Source organism: Amycolatopsis sp. NBC_01480 (assembly GCF_036227205.1).
Lineage (GTDB): Bacteria > Actinomycetota > Actinomycetes > Mycobacteriales > Pseudonocardiaceae > Amycolatopsis.
This window is the reverse complement of record NZ_CP109442.1, coordinates 7,182,161-7,201,897: the sequence shown is the minus strand read 5'-3', so window position 1 is coordinate 7,201,897 and position 19,737 is coordinate 7,182,161. Positions and strand designations below refer to the sequence as shown.

16 protein-coding genes are annotated in these 19,737 nt (G+C 70.7%); 8 read left to right on the top strand and 8 right to left on the bottom strand.

What is annotated here, in order from left to right; all coding sequences use genetic code 11:
- Nucleotides 1-308: 308 nt before the first annotated feature.
- Nucleotides 309-1,052: a glutamine amidotransferase gene (locus OG371_RS34295; protein ID WP_329059808.1), complete on the top strand. Its 744-nt coding sequence runs from the start codon at nt 309-311 to the stop codon at nt 1,050-1,052.
- An 81-nt stretch (nt 1,053-1,133) separates the two neighbouring features.
- Nucleotides 1,134-2,585, top strand: coding sequence for an argininosuccinate synthase (gene argG / locus OG371_RS34290; protein ID WP_329059807.1), 1,452 nt, complete (start codon nt 1,134-1,136; stop codon nt 2,583-2,585).
- Between the two features lie 42 nt (nt 2,586-2,627).
- Here argG and OG371_RS34285 read toward each other — a convergent pair whose 3' ends face one another.
- The 7 genes from OG371_RS34285 to OG371_RS34255 form a co-directional block, all read right to left on the bottom strand.
- A complete protein-coding gene (locus tag OG371_RS34285) occupies nt 2,628-2,915 on the bottom strand; it encodes a PASTA domain-containing protein (protein ID WP_329059806.1) in 288 nt (95 codons plus the stop codon).
- 91 nt (nt 2,916-3,006) lie between these two features.
- The gene (locus tag OG371_RS34280) at nt 3,007-3,753 is read right to left on the bottom strand and encodes an SDR family NAD(P)-dependent oxidoreductase (protein ID WP_329059805.1); all 747 of its coding nucleotides are present in this window, start codon (nt 3,751-3,753) and stop codon (nt 3,007-3,009) included.
- Nucleotides 3,750-4,142: a hypothetical protein gene (locus OG371_RS34275; RefSeq protein ID WP_329059804.1), complete on the bottom strand. Its 393-nt coding sequence runs from the start codon at nt 4,140-4,142 to the stop codon at nt 3,750-3,752. The genes OG371_RS34280 and OG371_RS34275 overlap by 4 nt, the downstream gene beginning before the upstream one ends.
- A 123-nt stretch (nt 4,143-4,265) precedes the next feature.
- Entirely contained in the window at nt 4,266-4,967 is a 702-nt protein-coding gene (locus OG371_RS34270; RefSeq protein WP_329059803.1) for a S1 family peptidase, read from the bottom strand.
- Between the two features lie 323 nt (nt 4,968-5,290).
- Nucleotides 5,291-6,205 carry an IS3 family transposase gene (locus tag OG371_RS34265; protein ID WP_329057475.1) on the bottom strand — a complete coding sequence of 305 codons (915 nt, stop codon included), beginning with the start codon at nt 6,203-6,205 and terminating at the stop codon, nt 5,291-5,293.
- Nucleotides 6,205-6,528, bottom strand: a complete 324-nt coding sequence (locus tag OG371_RS34260; protein ID WP_329057474.1) for a transposase — start codon at nt 6,526-6,528, stop codon at nt 6,205-6,207. Before OG371_RS34260 ends, OG371_RS34265 begins: the two co-directional genes overlap by 1 nt.
- A gap of 96 nt (nt 6,529-6,624) precedes the next feature.
- Nucleotides 6,625-7,515, bottom strand: a complete 891-nt coding sequence (locus tag OG371_RS34255) for a LysR family transcriptional regulator (RefSeq protein WP_329059802.1) — start codon at nt 7,513-7,515, stop codon at nt 6,625-6,627.
- 71 nt (nt 7,516-7,586) lie between these two features.
- Between OG371_RS34255 and OG371_RS34250 the strand changes: the two genes are divergently transcribed.
- The 6 genes from OG371_RS34250 (at nt 7,587) to OG371_RS34225 (ending at nt 15,889) form a co-directional block, all read left to right on the top strand.
- Entirely contained in the window at nt 7,587-9,371 is a 1,785-nt protein-coding gene (locus OG371_RS34250; RefSeq protein WP_329059801.1) for a gamma-glutamyltransferase family protein, read from the top strand.
- Nucleotides 9,372-9,507: 136 nt separating this feature from the next.
- Nucleotides 9,508-11,139: an ABC transporter substrate-binding protein gene (locus OG371_RS34245; protein ID WP_329059800.1), complete on the top strand. Its 1,632-nt coding sequence runs from the start codon at nt 9,508-9,510 to the stop codon at nt 11,137-11,139.
- 3 nt (nt 11,140-11,142) lie between these two features.
- Entirely contained in the window at nt 11,143-12,099 is a 957-nt protein-coding gene (locus tag OG371_RS34240; RefSeq protein WP_329059799.1) for an ABC transporter permease, read from the top strand.
- Nucleotides 12,096-12,968: an ABC transporter permease gene (locus OG371_RS34235; protein ID WP_329059798.1), complete on the top strand. Its 873-nt coding sequence runs from the start codon at nt 12,096-12,098 to the stop codon at nt 12,966-12,968. The genes OG371_RS34240 and OG371_RS34235 overlap by 4 nt, the downstream gene beginning before the upstream one ends.
- Before the next feature lie 11 nt (nt 12,969-12,979).
- Nucleotides 12,980-14,584 (top strand): ABC transporter ATP-binding protein, encoded by a 1,605-nt coding sequence (locus OG371_RS34230; protein WP_329059797.1) that lies wholly within the window; start codon nt 12,980-12,982, stop codon nt 14,582-14,584.
- A gap of 153 nt (nt 14,585-14,737) precedes the next feature.
- Entirely contained in the window at nt 14,738-15,889 is a 1,152-nt protein-coding gene (locus tag OG371_RS34225; protein ID WP_329059796.1) for an FAD-dependent oxidoreductase, read from the top strand.
- Here the strand turns inward: OG371_RS34225 and OG371_RS34220 are convergent.
- Nucleotides 15,862-19,506 carry a discoidin domain-containing protein gene (locus OG371_RS34220; RefSeq protein WP_329059795.1) on the bottom strand — a complete coding sequence of 1,215 codons (3,645 nt, stop codon included), beginning with the start codon at nt 19,504-19,506 and terminating at the stop codon, nt 15,862-15,864. The genes OG371_RS34225 and OG371_RS34220 overlap by 28 nt on opposite strands.
- Between the last annotated feature and the right edge of the window lie 231 nt (nt 19,507-19,737).

Below are 19,737 nucleotides of genomic sequence, written 5' to 3'. Positions count from 1 at the left end.
CGGATCCGAGGAGCCGCCCCGATGCCCCGCCCCCTCCCGTCACCGCGCGATGAGGCGAGCCGGGCCGCCGCACGCGCTCGGACAGTCGACGGCCGTCGCGCGCGTGATCGTTGTGACCTCGGTCGCGCCGGGGCCCGTGATCGCCAGGCAGCCGGCGGGGAAACCGGCCGAAAATGGCTTAACCCTGGGGAAATAGCGCCCGCTGGCGCGGGTCGGCACCTCCGGGGAGGCCGCCGTCGCCGTGCTCTACTTGGCTTCGGCCACCTGCGCGATCCTCGACCCCGCCGCGTCGTTCGGAAGGACCACCGATGACCCAGACCGCACTGGCCGTCCGCCACGTCGCCTTCGAGGACCTCGGCCTGATCGAGCCGGTGCTGAACCGCCTCGGGTACGACGTGCTGTACCTCGACGCCGGGGTCCACGAGATCAGCGCCGAGACCGCGGCGGAGGCCGACCTGCTCGTGGTGCTCGGCGGGCCGATCGGGGCCGCCGACGCCGGGCGCTACCCGTTCCTCACCGCCGAGGTCGAGGCCATCCGGGAGCGGGTCCGCCGCGGCGGGCGCACGCTGGGCATCTGCCTGGGCGCGCAACTGCTCGCCCGCGCGCTGGGCGCCGCGGTCAAGGCCGCCGGGCACAGCGAAATCGGCTACACGCCGTTGACCCTGACCGACGAAGGGCTCCGCTCGCCGTTGCGGCACCTCGCGGACGTCCCGGTGCTGCACTGGCACCAGGAGCGGTTCGACATCCCGGCTGGCGCGGTCCGGCTCGCCTCGACGCCGGCGTGCCCGAACCAGGCGTTCGCCGTCGGCGCGCACGTGCTCGGCCTCCAGTTCCACCTCGAAGCCGACCCGCGTGTGCTGGAACGGTGGCTGATCGGCCACGCCCAGTCCCTCACCGCGCTCGGCCTGCACCCCCAGCCACTGCGCGACGCCGCGGCCGGGGCCGGCACCGCCCTCACGACCGCCGCCACCCGCGTGCTCACCGAATGGCTGCTGCCGGCACCCGGCCCGGCCGCGGAAGCCGCCGGCGCCGTCGGGTGTTCCGCCGGGTAAACCCGCAGAAACCCGGCCGGCCGCGACGATGTTCCGGGCCCCGAATTGCACGATGATGCATCGTCGTGCATAATCATTCGCGTGTCCAAGATGCTCACTTCCCTCCCTATCGGCGAGCGCGTCGGGATCGCCTTCTCCGGCGGCCTCGACACGTCTGTGGCGGTCGCGTGGATGCGCGACAAAGGCGCGGTGCCCTGCACCTACACCGCGGACATCGGCCAGTACGACGAGCCCGACATCGCGTCGGTGCCCGGGCGCGCCCACGCCTACGGCGCGGAGATCGCGCGGCTGGTCGACTGCCGTGAGGCCCTCGTGGAAGAGGGGCTCGCGGCGCTGACCTGCGGAGCGTTCCACATCCGCTCCGGCGGCCGCCCGTACTTCAACACCACCCCGCTCGGCCGCGCGGTCACCGGCACGCTGCTGGTGCGCGCGATGCTGGAGGACAACGTCCAGATCTGGGGCGACGGGTCCACCTTCAAGGGCAACGACATCGAGCGGTTCTACCGCTACGGCCTGCTCGCCAACCCCTCCCTGCGGATCTACAAGCCGTGGCTGGACGCCGACTTCGTCACCGAGCTGGGCGGCCGCAAGGAGATGTCCGAGTGGCTCGTCGCGCACGACCTGCCCTATCGCGACAGCACCGAGAAGGCCTACTCCACCGACGCGAACATCTGGGGCGCGACGCACGAGGCCAAGTCGCTCGAGCACCTCGACACCAGTGTCGAGATCGTCGAGCCGATCATGGGCGTGCGGTTCTGGGACGCCGCCGTCGAGATCGCGCCCGAGGACGTCACGATCGGCTTCGAGCTGGGCCGCCCGGTCACGATCAACGGCCGGAAGTTCGACACCGCCGTCGACCTGGTGCTGGAGGCCAACGCGATCGGCGGACGGCACGGGCTGGGCATGTCCGACCAGATCGAGAACCGCATCATCGAGGCGAAGAGCCGCGGTATTTACGAGGCCCCGGGCATGGCGCTGCTGCACGCGGCCTACGAGCGGCTGGTGAACGCGGTGCACAACGAGGACACCGTCGCCAGCTACCACAACGAAGGCCGCCGCCTCGGCCGGCTGATGTACGAAGGCCGCTGGCTGGACCCGCAGGCGATGATGCTGCGCGAGTCGCTGCAGCGCTGGGTCGGCACCGCCATCACCGGCGAGGTGACGCTGCGCCTGCGCCGCGGCGAGGACTACTCGATCCTCGACACGTCGGGCCCGGCGTTCAGCTACCACCCGGACAAGCTGTCGATGGAGCGCACCGAGGACTCGGCGTTCGGCCCTGTGGACCGGATCGGCCAGCTGACCATGCGCAACCTCGACATCGCCGACTCCCGCGCGAAACTGGAGCAGTACGCCAGCCTCGGCATGGTCGGCAGCACCTCCCACCCGGCCCTCATCGGGGCCGCCCAAGCCGCCTCGACGGGCCTCATCGGCGCCATGCCCCAAGGCGGCGCCGAAGCCATCGCCTCCCGAGGCCGCGTCTCCGGCGACGACGAGTTGCTTGACCACGCAGCGATGGAGTCGGGCACCGACTGACCCTGCCTGACACAAGGATCACCGCGGGCCGGAACTCCCGGCTCAGGCCTCGTCCAGGTCCTCGTCTGGTTCGCGGGCTGCGGTGTTCTCCCAGAGGTCCGGGAGGGGACGGCGGGGTTCGCGGACGCCGGCTGGGTCGCCGGCGTCGGTGACCCAGACTGTCACCGGGTCCCAGCGGGAAAGGCGGGCGCCCGCGGCGGGCAGCTGCGCCACCACGACCCCGTTCAACACCGCGTGGGGACTGTCGGGATCGGGGCCCTGCAACAACAATCCCGCGTCGTGGCCGGAAAGCCACGCGTCGAGGGCCTGCCGCCCCCGGAAGTTCGGCACCTCTACCGACCCGTCGTCAGGCCGATGCTCGTCCTTCAATGACGCTCACCCGCAAGCCAGAATACCCCGCCACCGGCCGCAGGCGAGGACGTCAGCGCGGGTACAGGCCACCGTTGACGTCCCAGCAGGCGCCGGTCACGAAGCCGGCGTGCTCCGCCGCGAGCAGCGCCACCATGTCGGCCACGAACAGCGGCGAGCCCAGCGTGCCGACGGGAATCGAGCGTTTGATCTCCGCGAGCCGGTCCGCGGGCACGGACTCGTGCACCACCGGCAGGTCGAGCGGGCCGGGCGACACGGCGTTCACCGTGACCCCGCGGCCGGCCAGCTCGCGCGCGAACACCTTGGTCAGCGTGGCCACTCCGCCTTTGGCCGCGGCGTAGTGCGCGCCGGTGGCGGTCCCGCCGTTCTGCCCGGCCAGCGAGGCGACGTTGACGATGCGGCCGGCACCCCGTTCGGCGAAATAGGCGCCGAAGACCTGGCTGCCGAGGAACGCCCCGTCGAGGTTGGCCGACACCACCGCGGAGAAGCTCTCCGGGCTGATCTCCATCAGTGGCTCCACTGTGGACATTCCCGCGTTGTTGACCAGCACGTCGATCCGGCCCCAGCGACGGTCCGCCTCATCCCGGGCACGCTCGAACGCCGCCTTGTCGCGCACGTCGAGCGGGAGTGCCAGCGCGGTCGTGCCGTCGGGGTCGAGCTCGTTCGCGGCCTCGCGCACCGCCTCTTCCGCCCGGTCGGTCAGCACGACGCGGTAGCCCTGCTCGTGCAGCCGCCCGGCGATCACGCGGCCGAGCCCGCGCGCGGCGCCCGTCACGACCGCGACCCGCGACGCCGTCACCGGTCACCCGCCGCGGCGTCCGGCAGGGTGACGGCGGCCGGGATGGTCAGCTCGCGGCCCATCCGCGCCTCGATCCGCATGTACCGCCAGAGCGCGTGCTCGCCGACCGGGGTGGTGCGGAACAGGTTGCACGCCCGCACGACGGCCGGCTGGTCGGCGACGTCGGCCAGCACGTAACAGGTCCACGGCCAGGCCGCGGACGGGCCGACCATGTGCTGGTCGTCGTCGATCGTGCCGAGCACCGTGACCCCGTCCAGCGCGGCGAGGTCGCGCAGCATGGCGGAGAAGGCCTGCCACACGACGCCGATCCCGTCGGTGGGCAGGTCGAAGAAGTTCTGGTTGACCCCGATGCAGAACAGCACGCGCAGCGGGACGGCGGGTTCGGTCACGTTTCCCGGTCCTCCTCAAGATCGACTCGTTCGGTCCGCATGACCGTAGCGGAGGGGTCCGACAAAAGGAGACACGCCGGTGCCGGCGCCGGAAAAACCGGCGCCGGCACTGGAAAAAGTGACTCAGACGCCCGCGACGGAGGAGATCCAGTCGCGGTAGAGCGTGACGTTGATGTAGGCGGTGTAGGACTGGCGGTCGCTCGTCGAGGCGACGCCGACCTGCTTTCCGTTGGCGTACATGGGACCGCCGGAGTCACCGCCGGCGGTGATGCCGTCGCCGCGGTTCGCGCAGACCGAGGTGCCGGCCGCGCCGTCGGGGCAGTCGATGGAGGTGACGTTCACCTTGGCCACCTTCAGCTGCTGCGACTGGCACTCGATCTCCGGCTTGTCCGTGCAGGTCGCGCCCCAGCCGTAGACCTGGGCCTCGTCGCCGACCTTGACGTCGCCCTCGCTGCCCAGCGGCGCGTAGTCGGTCTGCACCTGCTGGTCGATCTTCACCAGCGAGATGTCCGCGTCGGTCGACTCGTGCACCTCGGTCGCGTTCACCGAGGTGCCCTGGGTCTGGTCGAGGCTGCCGATGTGGAAGCTGATCTGCTGGCCGCCGGCGCCCTGGGTGCAGTGGCGCGCGGTGAGGATCCAGTCCGGCGCGATGATCGTCGCCGAGCAGAGTTCCTGGCCACCGGCGAACATCCGGGCGGCACCGTGCAGCGAGTCGGCGTTGCCGCCGTCGATGATGCGCGGCTGGGCGGCGGCCGAGGTCCCGGCCGCGGCCAGCGAGAACAGGGCCACTCCGGACAGAACCGCGGCGACACGGGCTTTACGCACTGGGATCTACCTCCAACCGCGGGCCAGGCCACGCGGCGACGGGGACAGTGAAGGACGCGCCCACTTTCACGGCTGTGAGTGATTACCCGGTACCCGACGATGGTCGGTAAAGGAAGAACGCGACTTCCGTCGTAAGCCGATGGGGGCTGTGGTTTTCGTGGTGGCTCGGCTGAACGGCGGTACCGTCCACAGTGTCAGGACACCCTGTTGGGTTCGCGGTGATGCTCTGAAGGCCACCTTCAGAGACGCAGATGCCCTCAAGGTGGCCTTCAGAGCATCCGAGACTCGGGCGGTGAGGTTCCCCCCGAACAGTGGACAGGTCTTCAAGCAGCTTTCGCTGCGCCTGTCAGGGACTGTTCGTAGCACACAGGATTGAGCATCCCGATAGCCGAGTGACGCCTCTCATTGTTGTACCGACCGATCCACTTGTCAACTGCAGCAACAAGTTCTGCCTTGACTGTGAACGTGTGGCGGTAAAAGTACTCGTGCTTGAACGTTGACCAGAACGATTCCGCGGGGCTGTTGTCCCAGCAGATACCGGTCTCACCCATCGACCGTTTCAACCCGTACCGGTCGCAGGCTCGCGCCGTCAACCCGGCCGTGAATTCCCCACCGCGATCGGAATGCAGCACTGTGCCGGCGACACCGCGGCTGCGGCAGGCCACCGCCGCGTCGATGGCCTCACAGACCATGTCAGCACCGATATGGTCGGCGACGATGTGCCCGAGCACGCGGCGGGAATGCCCGTCGCGGATCGCGCACAAGTACAGATCACCCTCACCGCAGGTGAGGTAGGTGATGTCGGTCAGCCAGACCGCGTCGAGCTTGCCCTGGTCGAAGTTGCGTCGCACCAGATCCGGCGGAAACGACGCCGCCGGGTCAACCACCGTGGTGCGGACTTTGAAGGTGCGGGGACTGATGCCCTCGATCCCGATTCCGGCCATGATTGCCGCGACGGTTTTCTCGTTCACTGTTTCACCGCGTGCCCGTAGTTCGGCGGTGATCCGCGGGGACCCGTAGGTACCGTCGGACTCGGTGTGTACGTCGAGGATCTTCACCGCCAGATCAGCGCGGCGCTGCCGCCGGGGCGTCAACATCGTTGCTGCGGAACGTTTCATGTACGCGTAGTAGCCGGACGTCGAGACACCGAGCAGCCGCGCCATGCGCAGGACAGAGAACCGTGTGCCCTCGGGTGGTGTGGAGCCGGCGGGCTCGTCGGGGCCGGCGTACTTCGCCATCAGATCGAACCTCGCGGGTTCTTCTGCATCGCGGCAAAGTACGCCGACGCTTTTACCAAGAACGCGTTGTCCTTCTCCAGCTCGGCCACCTGCCTGCGCAATCGCAGCAGTTCGGCTTGCTCTGCAGCTTCCAGGGGTTTCTCGCCGTGGACCCCGGCGGCGGCGATCCTCCGCCGTTCGTCTTTGACCCAGACACTGAACATCCCCGGATCGATCCCCAGCTCACGGGCAACCTCGGCGATCGTGCGGTCGGAGTCGATCACACGATGCGCAGCCTCAATCTTGTACTCGGCCGTGTACGACCGACGCTTACGAGGAGGCATAACGGACATCCTTCCAGCAGGACCGCAGTCCTGCTAGCTCGGTGTCCACCGCCCAGGGGGAACCTCACGTTGGGCCCGGCGGGAGCGGCCGGGTGGTCAGGCAGGCCGGGCCAGGGTGGTGTCCAGGAAGGCCTGGGTCGCCGCGGTGATCGGGCCGGAGCGGTGCACGAGCCACTGCGGCAGCCGTTCCGGCGGGGAGAAACGGTGGACCTCGGCGCCTGCCCGGCGGGCCAGGTCCGCCCAGCCGTCCGGCATCAGGCCGGCGCCGATGCCGCGCAGGACCATCGGCAGGACCACACTGCGGTCCCCCACCTCGGCAGCGATGGACACTTCGCTGACACTCGCGGCCAGGCGGTCGAACAACGCGCGTACCGCGGTGGCCGGTTTGGTCACCACGAACCGCATGCCCTCGAGATCTTGCCACCCCACAGTGCCATCCGAGGCACCTCCGCCGAGGCTCGTCCCCGGCGGCGCGACCAGCAGAAACTCCTCATCCCGCAAATGGTGCGCCACCAGCCCCTGCCCAGAAGGCCGCTCAGCACTCCCGCAAACCCCAGCCTCACACCGGCCCTGCAGCACCATCGCCACCACCTCCGCCGCGGACAGCGCCGAAGACGTGCTCACCAGTACCCCCGGATGGCGTTCGCGCAGTTCGGCGATGATGCTGATCACTGGTTCCAGTGCCGAGGACGAGGTGGCGGCGACGTCGACGCGGCCGACCAGGCCGTCGCCGACTGCGCGGGCCGCGGCGCGCATCGCGTCGAGGTCGCGTAGGACCAGGCGGGCCCGGTCGGCCATGAGCTGGCCGGCGCTGGAGAGCACCGCGTTGCGGCCGACCCGGTGAAACAGCTCGACGTCCAGTTCGTGCTCCAGCTTGGCGATTGCGCGCGACAAGGAGGGTTGCGCCACCCGCAATGCCTTCGCGGCGTGGGTGAAGCCGCCGTGCTCGACGATCGCGACGAAGTACTCCAGCTGGCGGCGTTCCATAGCATGACGCTATCGGAATGGTGTCCCACATGTCTTGGACGTACACCCACCTCGCGCGCGAGGATGCAGGCATGTTCCAGACGCGTCCCACCCTGCAGGGCACCTTCGGCATGGTCTCGTCCACCCACTGGCTCGCCTCCGCCGCCGCGATGGCGGTCCTCGAGGACGGCGGCAACGCCTACGACGCGGCCACCGCCGCCGCCTTCGTGCTGCACGTGGTCGAGCCGCACCTGAACGGGCCGGGCGGCGACGTGCCGATGATCGTCGCCCCCGCGGGCGGCGCGCCGAAGGTCCTCTGTGGACAGGGGCCCGCGCCCGCCGGGGCGACCATCGAGCACTACACCTCGCTCGGGCTGGACCTGGTCCCCGGCACCGGCCCGCTGGCCGCCGCGATCCCGGGCGCGTTCGACGCCTGGCTGCTCCTGCTGCGCGACCACGGCACCAAGCCCCTGCGCACCGTCCTCGGCTACGCGATCGGGTACGCCGCGAACGGGCATCCCGCGGTCGACCGCGTCGGCGCCACCGTCGAGACCGTGCGCGAGCTGTTCGAGACCGAGTGGACCAGCTCGGCCGAGGTCTACCTGCGCGACGGCAAGGCGCCGGCGGCGGGCGCGCTGCTCAAGAACCCCGCGCTCGCCGGCACCTGGCGCCGGGTGCTCGCCGAGGCCGAGGCCGCAGGCCCGGGCCGCGAGACGCAGATCGACGCCGCGCGCAAGGTCTGGCGCGAGGGCTTCATCGGCGAGGCCATCGCCGAGTTCTCCGCGCGGCCCACCATGGACACCTCCGGCGAGCGGCACGCCGGCACCCTCACCGGCCAGGACCTGGCCACCTACGAGGCGGTGTACGAGGACCCGGTCACGCACACCTGGAACGGCTGGACCATCGCGAAAGCGGGCCTGTGGAGCCAAGGTCCCGTGCTCCTGCAACAGCTCGCGCTCCTGCCCGAAGAGCTGGACTACGCCACGCCGGACTACTACCACACGCTCATCGAGGGCACGAAGCTCGTGATGGCCGACCGCGAAGCGTGGTACGGCGACAGCTCGGACGTCTCGCTGGAGACCCTGCTTTCCCCGCAGTACAACGAAATCCGCCGCCGGCTGATCGGCGACCAGGCCTCGCACGAGCTGCGCCCGGGACGTCCGGACGGCCGGGAGCCGCGGCTGGCCCGGCACGTCGAGTACGTCGGGGCCGGCGGCGCGGTCGTGACGCCGGTGGGCGCGGGCGAGCCGACCGTCGCCAAGGACGGCGCGACGCGCGGTGACACCTGCCACGTCGACGTGGTCGACCGGTGGGGCAACATGATCGCGGCGACGCCCAGTGGCGGCTGGCTGCAGTCCAACCCGGTGATCCCGGGCCTCGGCTTCCCGCTCGGCACCCGGCTGCAGATGGCCTGGCTCGACCCGGGCCTGCCCAACTCGCTCGCCCCCGGAAAGCGCCCGCGCACCACGCTGACGCCTTCACTGGCCCTTCGCGACGGCGTCCCGGTAATGGCGTTCGGCACCCCCGGCGGCGATCAGCAGGACCAGTGGAGCACGCATTTCCTGCTCGCCGTCGCCCTGCGCGAAAATGTGCGCGGCGGACTCGACCTGCAAGGCGCGATCGACGCGCCGAACTGGCACACCGACAGCTTCCCGAGTTCGTTCTACCCGCGCACGATGGAACCCGGCAGCGTGACCGTGGAATCGCGGTTCGGCGCCGACGTGATCGCCTCCCTGGAGCACCGCGGACACGTGGTCACCGTGGGAGAACCCTGGTCCGAAGGCCGGTTGTGCGCCGTCGCGCGCGACCCGGAGACCGGCGTGCTCTCGGGCGCGGCGAACCCCCGCGGAATGCAGGGATACGCCGCTGGGAGATAATGACCGAACCGCCGGAAAACAGCGGGCCGAAATCGCCGGTCCGCTGTTTTTCCTGCCATTTTAATGCATAACGATATTAACACGGATTAACACCAGGGAAACGACGTCGGGGAAAAACCGCCGTAGTTTGTTCGCCATGTCCCCCCGGTCCCTTTACGCGGCCCTCGCCGTGCTGGCGGCGGCGACGCTGACGGCCTGTGTGCCGGTGCAGCACGTGAGCGGTCGCAGCGAGCACCACAACGACTTCGGCACCCCGATCGGCGATCAGCGGGTGACGAACGGGGGCGAGCTGGTGATGGGCCTGTCCGCGGAGCCCGACCGCCTCGACCCGACCACGTCCAGCTCGCTCTACACGCGCTACGTGATGAGCACGATCTGCGAGAAGCTCTACGACCTGAACTCGGCCGGCGACGTGGTCCCGCAGCTGGCGACCACCTTGCCGACGGTCTCCCCCGACGGCCTCACCGTCACCATCGGCGTCCGCACCGGCATCGTGTTCGCCGACGGCACGCCGTTCGACGCGAAGGCGGTCGCGACCAGCCTGCAGCGGCACTTCTCGCTCAAGACCTCCCAGCGCACCAGCGAAATGGGGCCGGTCAAGAGCATCCAGGCGACCGACGTGAGCCACGTGGTGCTGCACTACAAACGCCCGTTCGCGCCGATCACCGCCGCGCTCGCCGACCGCGCCGGCATGATCATGTCGCCCGCCGCGCTGGCGAAAGAGGGCGACGGCTTCGGCGACCACCCGGTCTGCGTCGGGCCGTTCAAGTTCGCCGGGCGCGTGCCGCAGACCTCGATCACCGTGACCCGAGACCCGCTTTACTACGACGCCAAAGACGTCCACCTGGACAAGATCACCTACCGGATCATGGCCGACGCCAACATCCGCGCCGCGAACCTGCGCTCCGGCGACATCCAGGTCGCCGACACCATCTCGCCGCAGGACGTCGACGCGCTCGCCAAGGACCCGAATCTGAAGGTGCTGCAGGCGCCGTCGCTGGGCTACCAGGGCGTCACGCTCAACACCGGAAACGTCGACGGCGTCGGCAAGCCCACCAAGCCGATCTACACACCGCTGGCCAAGGACCCCCGCGTACGCCAGGCGTTCTCCCTCGCGATCGACCGGCAGACGCTGGTGGACACGGTCTTCAACAACTGGTTCGACCCCGCCTGCTCGCCGATCGCGCCGGCGACGCCGTACGCCTCGGCCGCCAGCAACGCCTGTCCCGCCTTCGATCCCGCGAAGGCCCGCCAGCTCCTGCACGAGGCTGGGGTACCCATCCCCTACCCCGTCTCGATGCAGGTCTCCAACACCCAGGACCAGCTCCGGTACGCGCAGGCATTGCAAGCCAGCGTCGCCGAGGGCGGGTTCGACCTGAAGATCGTGCCGGTCGAGTACTCGACGCTGCTGGACGTGCAGAAGCGCGGCACGTTCGAGGCGCTGATGCTCGGCTGGTCCGGCCGCGTCGATCCGGACGCGAACACCGCCCGGTTCCTCTCCACCGGCGCCGGCGGCAACTACGGCGGGTTCAACTCGTCCACATTGGACAACCTGCTCGGCGCCGCCTCCCGCAGCATCGACGTCAAGGAGCGCGCCGCGCTGTACGGGCAGGCGGTGCAGCTGATCCAGCAGCAGAACCCGATCGTCTACACCTACCGCCTGCGCAACCTGACCGTGCGGTCCACCCGGATCGCGGGCGTCGAGGTGTACTCCGACGGCGTGGTGCGGCTCGGCAAGGCCGCGTACCTGCAGAACCAGGAGGGCTGAGCCGTGCTGCGCCACCTGCTCCACCGCCTCTGGCAGTCCGCGCTGACGCTGGTGCTCGCGTCGGTCGTGGTGTTCATCGGGGTGCGGGCGCTGCCCGGCGACCCGGCGACGGCGATGGCCGGCGAGCAGGCCGACCCCGCGGCGATCGCGGCGGTGCGCGCCCAGCTCGGCCTGGACGACCCGCTTCCTGTGCAGTACTTCAAGTTCGTCGGCCACGCGCTGACCGGCGACTTCGGCAAGTCGGTCCGGACCGGGACGCCGGTGCGCGAGATGATCGGCGCGACACTGCCGGTGACCGTGCAGCTGGCGGTGTTCGCGATGGTCATCGCGGTGCTCGCGGGCATGGCCGGCGGCGTGGTCGCGGCGGTTTCACGCGGCCGCTGGCCGGAGTGGGCCGCGAACGGCTTCTCGCTGCTGGCCCTGTCGATCCCGACGTTCTGGCTCGGCATCCTCGCCGTGCTCTACCTGTCCGTGCAGCTGGGCTGGTTCCCCGCCTCCGGTTACGTCTCGCCGTTCGAACAACCGTTACGCGGGCTCTACTACCTCACGTTGCCCGCGGTGATCCTCGGCCTCGCGCACGCCGCCGTGGTGCAGCGCCAGACGCGCTCGTCGATGGTGGAGACGCTGACCGCCGACTTCGTCCGCACCGCACGGGCGAAGGGCCTCGGCCGCGGCGCGGTGGTCTTCCGCTACGCCCTGCGCAACAGCCTGATCGTGGTCACCACCATCGTCGGGCTCCAGCTCGGCGGGCTGATCGCGGGCGCGGTGGTGACCGAGCGGATCTTCAGCCTGCCCGGCATCGGCAAGCTCACCCTCGACTCGGTGTTCACCCGCGACTACCCGGTGATCCAGGCCGTGGTCCTGGTGATCACCAGCGCCTACATCGTGATCAACCTGCTGGTCGACTTCCTCTACACCGTCATCGACCCACGTATGCGCGTCTCCGGGAGGACCCGATGACCATCGACGCCGGCACCCCCATCCCCCTGGCCCGGGTCCGCGGGCGCACGCTGGGACGGCTGGTGCGGAACCCGATGGGCGTGGCCGGCGGGGTGCTGCTGCTGATCGTCCTGGTCGCCGGGGTGTTCGCGCCGCTGCTCGCGCCGTACGCACCGGCCGAGGTGCACTTCTCGACGCCGTTCCAGCAGCCCGGCACGGTCGGCTTCGGGCTCGGCACCGACGACCTCGGCCGCGACATCCTGTCCCGCGTGCTCTACGGCACCCGCGCATCACTGGAGGTCGGCGCGCTGTCGGTGCTGCTCGCGGTGGTCCTCGGCGTGCCGCTGGGGCTGCTTTCCGGGTACTGGCGCTGGCTGGACGCGCTCGTCTCCCGGCTGGCGGACCTGATGCTGGCGTTCCCGTTCCTGATCCTCGCCGTCGGGCTGGCCGCGATCAACGGCGGTGGGCTGGCCAACGCCGCGGTCGCGCTGGGCATCGCGCAGATCCCGACCATGGTCCGCGTGGTGCGGGCGGAAACGCTGCGGCTCAAGGAAACCGACTTCGTGCTGGCCGCGCACACCATGCACGCCGGGCCGTGGCGGATCCTCGGCCAGCACGTGCTGCCCAACGCGCTGCCGGTGATCATCGTGCAGGCCACCGTGATCATGCCCGCGGCGGTGCTGGGCGAGGCGATCCTGTCGTTCCTCGGCCTGGGCATCCAGCCGCCCGACCCGAGCCTGGGCATCATGCTGTCGGACGCCCAGCAGTACCTGTTCCGCACGCCGTGGCCCGGCATCTTCCCCGGCATCGCGCTGGCCGTGATCTGCCTGGGCTTCAACCTGTTCGGCGACGCCCTGCGCGACGCGCTCGACCCGAAGACCAGCCGGTGAAGGGGACCGTCATGACCGAGCCGCTGCTGGAGATCACCGGCCTCGAAGTGTCCTTTGGGGACAGTCCCGCGGTGCGGGGCGTGAGCCTGAGCGTGGCGCCCGGTGAACGCGTCGCCGTCGTCGGCCAGTCCGGCTCCGGGAAGTCGACCACCGCGCACGCCGTGATGGGCCTGCTGCCCGGGTCCGGCCACGTCACCGGCGGCACCATCCGCTGGCGCGGCGAGGACATCACACACTCGGGCGAGAAGCGGCTCCGGCAGTTGCGCGGACGCGAGGTCGGCCTGGTGCCGCAAGACCCGATGTCGAACCTCAACCCGGTTTCGCGGGTCGGCCGCCAGGTCGCGGAAACCCTGCTGGCGCACCGGATCTGCGGACGCCGGGAGGCCTGGGCCCGGGCAGTGGAGCTGCTGGGGCAGGCCGGGCTGAGCGAGCCGGCCCGGCGGGCGCGGCAGTACCCGCACGAGTTCTCCGGCGGCATGCGCCAGCGGGTGCTGATCGCGATCGGCCTGGCCTGCCGGCCGGACCTGCTGATCGCCGACGAGCCGACCTCCGCGCTCGACGTCACCGTGCAGCGGCAGATCCTCGACCACCTGGACGGGCTGACCCGCGAGCTGGGCACGGCGCTGCTGCTGGTCACCCACGACCTGGGGCTGGCGGCGGAGCGGGCCGACCGGGTCGTGGTGATGTCCGAGGGCGAGATCGTCGAAACCGGTGCGGCGAAACAGGTTCTGACCGCGCCGCGCGAGGAGTACACCCAGCGGCTGGTGGCCGCGGCGCCGTCGCTCAAGACTCCCCGACGACGGCCGGTGTCCGCTTCGGACGTGGTCCTCGAGGTCGAGCACGTGTCCAAGGAGTACCCACTCCCTAGAAGGCACAGTCGAGGACAAGGCGGCGTGCTGCGCGCGGTGGACGACGTTTCGTTCACCGTCGAGCGCGGGCGCACCACCGCGATCGTCGGCGAGTCCGGCTCGGGCAAGACCACCACCGCGCGGATGGTGCTGGGCCTGGTGCCCGCGACCGACGGCCGGATCCGGCTCGACGGCGAGGAGCTGGCCGGGCTGCGCGGCGCGCGGCTGCGGGCGGCGCGGCAGACCATGCAGCCGGTGTTCCAGGACCCGTACGCCTCGCTGGATCCGATGTGGACGGTCGAGCGGATCGTCACCGAGCCGTTGCGCACCTTCGGCGTCGGCGACCGGGCCTCGCGGCGGGTGAAGGTGGCGGAGCTGCTGGACCAGGTCGCGCTGCCGGCCGCGCTCGCCCAGCGCTACCCGAACGAGCTGTCCGGCGGCCAGCGCCAGCGGGTCGCGATCGCCCGCGCGCTGGCGCTGGACCCGCGGCTGGTCGTCTGCGACGAGGCGGTGTCCGCACTGGACGTCCTGGTGCAGGACCAGATCCTCGGCCTGCTCGCCGAGCTGCAGCGCGAGCTGGGGCTGAGCTACCTGTTCATCTCGCACGACCTCGCCGTGGTCCGCGCGCTCGCCCACCACGTGCTGGTGATGAAGGACGGCCATGTGGTCGAGCAGGGGCCGGTGGACGAGGTCCTCACCGCGCCTTCGGACCCCTACACCCGGCAGCTGCTGGACGCGGTGCCCGGCGCCACGGCGTTCGCCGGCTGAACGGCTCGTTGCCGTCAAGGCCTCCTTACCCGCGTCCTACGCGGTGAAGGGGGCCTTGACGGCGTTGGAGCCGGGCACTCTCGGGTTGACAGTTCTGGAACGGTGCTCCACGATGGTTCTGGAACGACATTCCATAACCCGAAGGAGCCCACCATGAAAACCCCGGTCACGATCATCGGCGCCGGCCTCGGCGGCCTGGTCCTCGCCCGCGTCCTGCACGTCCACGACATCCCGGTCACGGTCTACGAAGCCGAAGCCTCCCCGAAAGCCCGCGCGCAGGGCGGAATGCTCGACATCCACGAGCACACCGGCCAGGCGGCCCTGGCGGCGGCCGGCCTGACCGGCGAATTCCGCAGCCTGATCCTGGAGGGCCGCCAGGCGACGCGGGTACTCAGCCCGGACGGCACTGTCCTGCACGAAGAACCCGACGACGACAGCGGCGGACGACCCGAAGTCCAACGGGGCGAGCTGCGGCAGGCGCTACTCGACTCGCTCCCGGCCGGGACTGTCCACTGGGGACACAAGGTCAACGGCGTGCGGGCCCTCGGCGAGGGCCGTCACGAGGTGACCTTCGACAACGGCGCCACCGTCACCACGAGCCTGCTGGTCGGCGCGGACGGCGCGTGGTCCCGCGTCCGGCCGCTGCTGTCGGACGCCACGCCCGAGTACAGCGGCATGTCCTACGTCGAGACCTACCTGTTCGAGGCCGACACCCGGCATCCCGCCGCGGCGAAAGCGGTCGGCGGCGGGAGCCTGATGACGCTCGCGCCGGGCACCGGGATCATGGCCCACCGCGAGCGCGGTGACACCCTGCACGCGTACGTGGCGCTCAGCCAGCCGCTGGACTGGTTCGCCGCCATCGACTTCGGCGACGCGGCCGCCACCCCCCGGATCGCACGGGAATTCGACGGCTGGGACCCGGAAGTCACCGCGTTGATCACCGAAAGCGACGTCGCGCCCGTCCTGCGCCCGCTCTACACGCTGCCGGTCGGGCACCGATGGGAACGAGTAAAAGGGGTGACGCTGCTCGGCGACGCCGCGCACCTCGCGCCGCCGAACGGCGAGGGCGCCAACCTGGCCATGCTCGACGGCGCCGAACTCGGCCAGGCCCTGGCCGCGCACCCGGACGACCCCGAGGCCGCCCTCGCCGAGTACGAGCCGGCCATGTTCCCCCGCTCCGGCGCGGCCACCGCGGACGGCGCCGAACTCCACGAACTCATGTTCGGCGCCGGCTCACCCCACCGTCTGATGTCCCTGTTCAGCGGAGGCGCAGCGGCTCAAGCCAGCTTCGCCGACACGTTGTAGGCCTCCACCCGCAGCCGGGGGTGGTCGACCGCGCGGTGCGGCTCGACCGTGATCGGGCGGCTTTCCCCTGGCAGCAGCCAGAAGTAGTTGTCGCCGTAGAGGGTCGGCAGCACCCGGTCGGTGCCGTTGCGCTCGCGCAGCGACAGCCGGACCATCGCGGCGGCCGTCCGTCCGGTGTTGCGCACGGTCGCCGTGTAGCCGCCGCGGCCGGTTGCCTTGAGATCGGCCGAAAGCTGGGTCCGGGCGAGCTGGTTGAGGCCCTGCATCGCGGTGTCGGTGCGATAGCGCCAGTACGTGTTCTCCGAGATCACCGTGCCGTCGGCGCCGGTCAGCCGCAGCCGCAGCAGGTGCAGCGCGGGCTGGTCGGCGGCGAACGGCACGGTGAACGCCGGCGCCGTCGAAATCGCTGCCACGTCGACCTTCTGCACCGAGGGCGCGCCCAGGGCCTGCCCGTCGAGGCCGTACAGCTGCGCGGTGACCGTCGCGCCGGTCAGCGCGGCCGGCGTGTGGTTGACCGCGATCACCTGCCAGGTCGAGAGGTCGGCCTGCACGTGGCGCGCCTCGCAGCCCTTGCGCGAGCCGTAGTAGCTGCCGTTGACGTCGAGGTCGTAGTCGTAGGTCTGCCAGACCGTGCTGTGCCACGCGGGATGCGACATCCACAGCAGCACGCCGGTGGCGTCGTTCCACAGCTTGGCGTTCCACGCCTCGAAGATCGCGCGCATGCTCTCGTAGTTGACGAACTGCGCCTTGCGCGAGAACTCCTCGAGGCTGGTCGACGGCGCGAGCCGGGCGTCGATCGCCGCCAGGTAGGTCTGCGGCGACTGGTTCCCGTTCGACGACCAGTCGTGCAGGAACCACGGGGCGCCGATCGGCCAGCCCGGGTCGTCCTTCCCGACCAGGTTGCGCATGCTCTCGGCCACCGACACCGTCGGCAGGCCGATCTCGCTCCAGAAGCCGGACTTCCCGCCGGTCGCTTCACCGGTGAAGTACTGCTTCGGGTCGAGCCAGTGGTACGGGCCGTCGCCGGTGATCACGCCGCCCGCGGAGTTGCTCTGGTACAGCAGGTCCGTGTTCTGCGTGACGATCGCGCGCAGCGCCTGGTCGATCACCGTCGGCGGGTTGCCCTCGTTGCAGCCGAACCAGACCGTGGCGCAGGCGTGGTGGCGGTAGCGCAGCACGGTGTCCTCGGCCTGCGCCAGGTAGATGTCGTGGTTGGCCGGGTCGGTGGACCAGCCGTCCCAGAACTCGTTCCACAGCAGGATGCCGTACTTGTCGCAGGCGGCGAACAGCTCCTCGCGGTAGGACGAGCCGACCCAGTTGCGGATCAGGGTGAAGTTCATGTCGCGGTGCATCGCCACCACCGCGTCCATCCGCTCGGCCGGCATCCGGCGCAGCAGCTCGTCCCAGCCCCAGCTGCCACCGCGGATGAAGATCTTGACCCCGTTGACCAGGATGGTCAGCGGCTTGGCCGAGTTGTCCACCGAAGCGGCGTCGGTCCAGGTGGTCCCGTCCTGGGAGACCTGGATCTTGAACGTCGCGGCGTAGGCGGTCTCCCAGGTGAGCACCACCTGGTCGAACGCGGTGGCGGCGCCGAGGTCGACCTGGATCCACTCGCCGTCCTGGTACGCCGAGGTCCAGCGGGTCTGCGGGTCGCCGTCCACGGCGTTGGCGGGCGGGTTCCCGTCGGCCACCGAGGACGAGGTCGCCGTCTTGTGCAGCGCCAGGTCGGTGCCCGGCGTCTTGCTGTCCACAACGGACAGTGTCCACAGCGAGAAGCCCCAGCCGGTGGCGCGTTTGCCGCCCTGCATCCGGACGTACCGGGCGTTCTGCGCGCCGAGTGCGACCTTCTGGTCGGCCCGGCCGTCGACGATGACGATCGGCTGGTCGTACTGGTAGTCGATCTTGCGGAGGCCGAACTGCACCTTCTTGCGGTCGCTGACCGTCTGGCCGAGCGCCGCGGTCAGGGTGAGGTCGTGCAGGGCGGCGTCGCCGTATCCGTTGGGCCACCACAGTTTCGGGTTCTTCAGCCGCAGCTGCGGGAATGCGGCCGGGGCGAACACGGCGGCGGTCTCCTGGCCGGGCGCGACGGTGACGGTGGTGCTCACGCGGACGCTGTCGAACTCGGCGGTGACCTGCACACGCTGGGCGACGGCGCCGGAGTTGCGTACCGGCACCGAGATCGTCACCTCGGCGGTGCCGGTGTCCGGCAGGTTCGGCAGCACGGTGTCCACGCGGGCGTCGCCGAGCACCGCGTCGCCGGTGGAGCGCAGGCGGACGTGGTTCCAGATGCCCGAGACGCGGTCACGGACGGCGGGCATCCAGTCCCAGCCGGACACCGCGAGGTAGGTCGGCGAGCTGGCGAACATCGTGGTTCCCGCGTCCACGAAGGACTGTCCGGCCGGGCCCTTGTCGCCGGGGCTGCCCGGCAGCGGAATCGGCGCGATCTTCACGGCCAATGCCTGGTCGCCGGTGCGGTGCAGCGCCGCGGTGACGTCCAGCGCCGCTCGGCCGAACGGGTGCGCCAGGCTCCCGACGCGGGCGCCGTTGAGCCAGATGTCCGCCTCGTGGTTGACGCCGTCGAACTCCAGCCAGACGTGGCGTCCCGCGCCGGTGTCGAGGCCGCGCGGCACGGTAAAGCGGCGCCGGTACCACCAGTCGTGCCGGGACAGCGCCTCCGGCACGTGCATGTTGTTCATGCCCGCCACCGGGTCCGGCAGCTGGCCCTGCTCGACCAGCGAGGCGAGCACCGTGCCCGGGACCGTCGCGGGCAGCCAGCCGCGAGTGTCGACGCCGGGTCCCGACAGCACCGCGCCATCGGTGCTGGGCGCCCAGTCCTGCATGGTCAGCACCCAGCCGGATTCGAGCGGCACGGAGCCGTCGGCGGCCACGTTCAGCGCGGGCGGGTCGTCGTGCTCGCGCACCGGCCAGCTGGTCCAGCCGTGCACCGGCGGACGGGCCTCGCGGCTGGTGCCGTAGACCTGGAAACCGTTGATTCCCAACGGGTTCGTCGTGGAGAGGCGGGACGCCGAGAGGCGCACCCAGCGAGCGCTGACGGCCGGGGCGAGCGGGATCGTTTGCACTCCCCCGGTGCCGGAATCGGTGTGGTGAACGGTGCGCCAGGACTTCCCGTCGGCGGAGACGTCGAGGTCGAGCGCGACCGCGTAACTCGACTGGATCTCGTTGCCCTTGGTGTTGGTCCGGGAGCCGCTGCCGTCGAAGGCCGGGTCGCCGGGGCGGGCCTCGAAGGTCAGCACCACCGAGCTGATCTGGCACTGCCCCTGCAGGTCGACGACGATCCACGGCCCGTCGCCCGGCGCGGCCCGCCAGCCCGAGCCCGCCACGCCGACCTGGGCGAGGCCGTCCACCGCGAACTCGGCCGGGGTGGCGGCGTAGTCGGTCGAGGACACCTGGACTGGGCGGAACAGGGCGAGGTCGGTCGCGCCGTGGCCGCCGGCGGCCTGCCCGGCTGCGGTCTCCGTGGCGGTGACCGCTGAGGCGACCCCGGGCAGCACGGCCGCCAGCCCGAACCCGGCCAGCAGACCGGTCCCGGCGGCCAGGACGCGCCGCCGGGAGAGCGCCTGCTCCTGGTCCGTTCCGTCACCGTGGTCGTGCGCCATGAGGGCTCCGTTCGCTCAGCGGCAGCCGCCTGCCCGCGCCCCCTGGCGAGGCGTCGGCACCGACGACTGACAACGTTGCCAGGAAGCTTCCGCCGCGACTCGCGAGCAGGTCAAGACGACAAGGGAGACAAGAATCGGCCATGCTGACATCGATGTCGCGTGGGGTGGATTCGCTCAGCGGGCGGGCCGGGCCGCGACTCATTCAGCGGGACTGGCCGGGTTGTCAGACAC

Excerpts from the sequence above, each read along its gene's own strand:
- OG371_RS34295 (WP_329059808.1), top strand. The coding sequence starts at position 309 with ATGACCCAGACCGCACTGGCCGTCCGCCACGTCGCCTTCGAGGACCTC.
- OG371_RS34265 (WP_329057475.1), bottom strand. The coding sequence starts at position 6,205 with ATGGCGAAGTACGCCGGCCCCGACGAGCCCGCCGGCTCCACACCACCC.
- OG371_RS34260 (WP_329057474.1), bottom strand. The coding sequence starts at position 6,528 with ATGCCTCCTCGTAAGCGTCGGTCGTACACGGCCGAGTACAAGATTGAG.
- OG371_RS34255 (WP_329059802.1), bottom strand. The coding sequence starts at position 7,515 with ATGGAACGCCGCCAGCTGGAGTACTTCGTCGCGATCGTCGAGCACGGC.
- OG371_RS34250 (WP_329059801.1), top strand. The coding sequence starts at position 7,587 with ATGTTCCAGACGCGTCCCACCCTGCAGGGCACCTTCGGCATGGTCTCG.
- OG371_RS34245 (WP_329059800.1), top strand. The coding sequence starts at position 9,508 with ATGTCCCCCCGGTCCCTTTACGCGGCCCTCGCCGTGCTGGCGGCGGCG.
- OG371_RS34235 (WP_329059798.1), top strand. The coding sequence starts at position 12,096 with ATGACCATCGACGCCGGCACCCCCATCCCCCTGGCCCGGGTCCGCGGG.
- OG371_RS34230 (WP_329059797.1), top strand. The coding sequence starts at position 12,980 with ATGACCGAGCCGCTGCTGGAGATCACCGGCCTCGAAGTGTCCTTTGGG.
- OG371_RS34225 (WP_329059796.1), top strand. The coding sequence starts at position 14,738 with ATGAAAACCCCGGTCACGATCATCGGCGCCGGCCTCGGCGGCCTGGTC.
- OG371_RS34220 (WP_329059795.1), bottom strand. The coding sequence starts at position 19,506 with ATGGCGCACGACCACGGTGACGGAACGGACCAGGAGCAGGCGCTCTCC.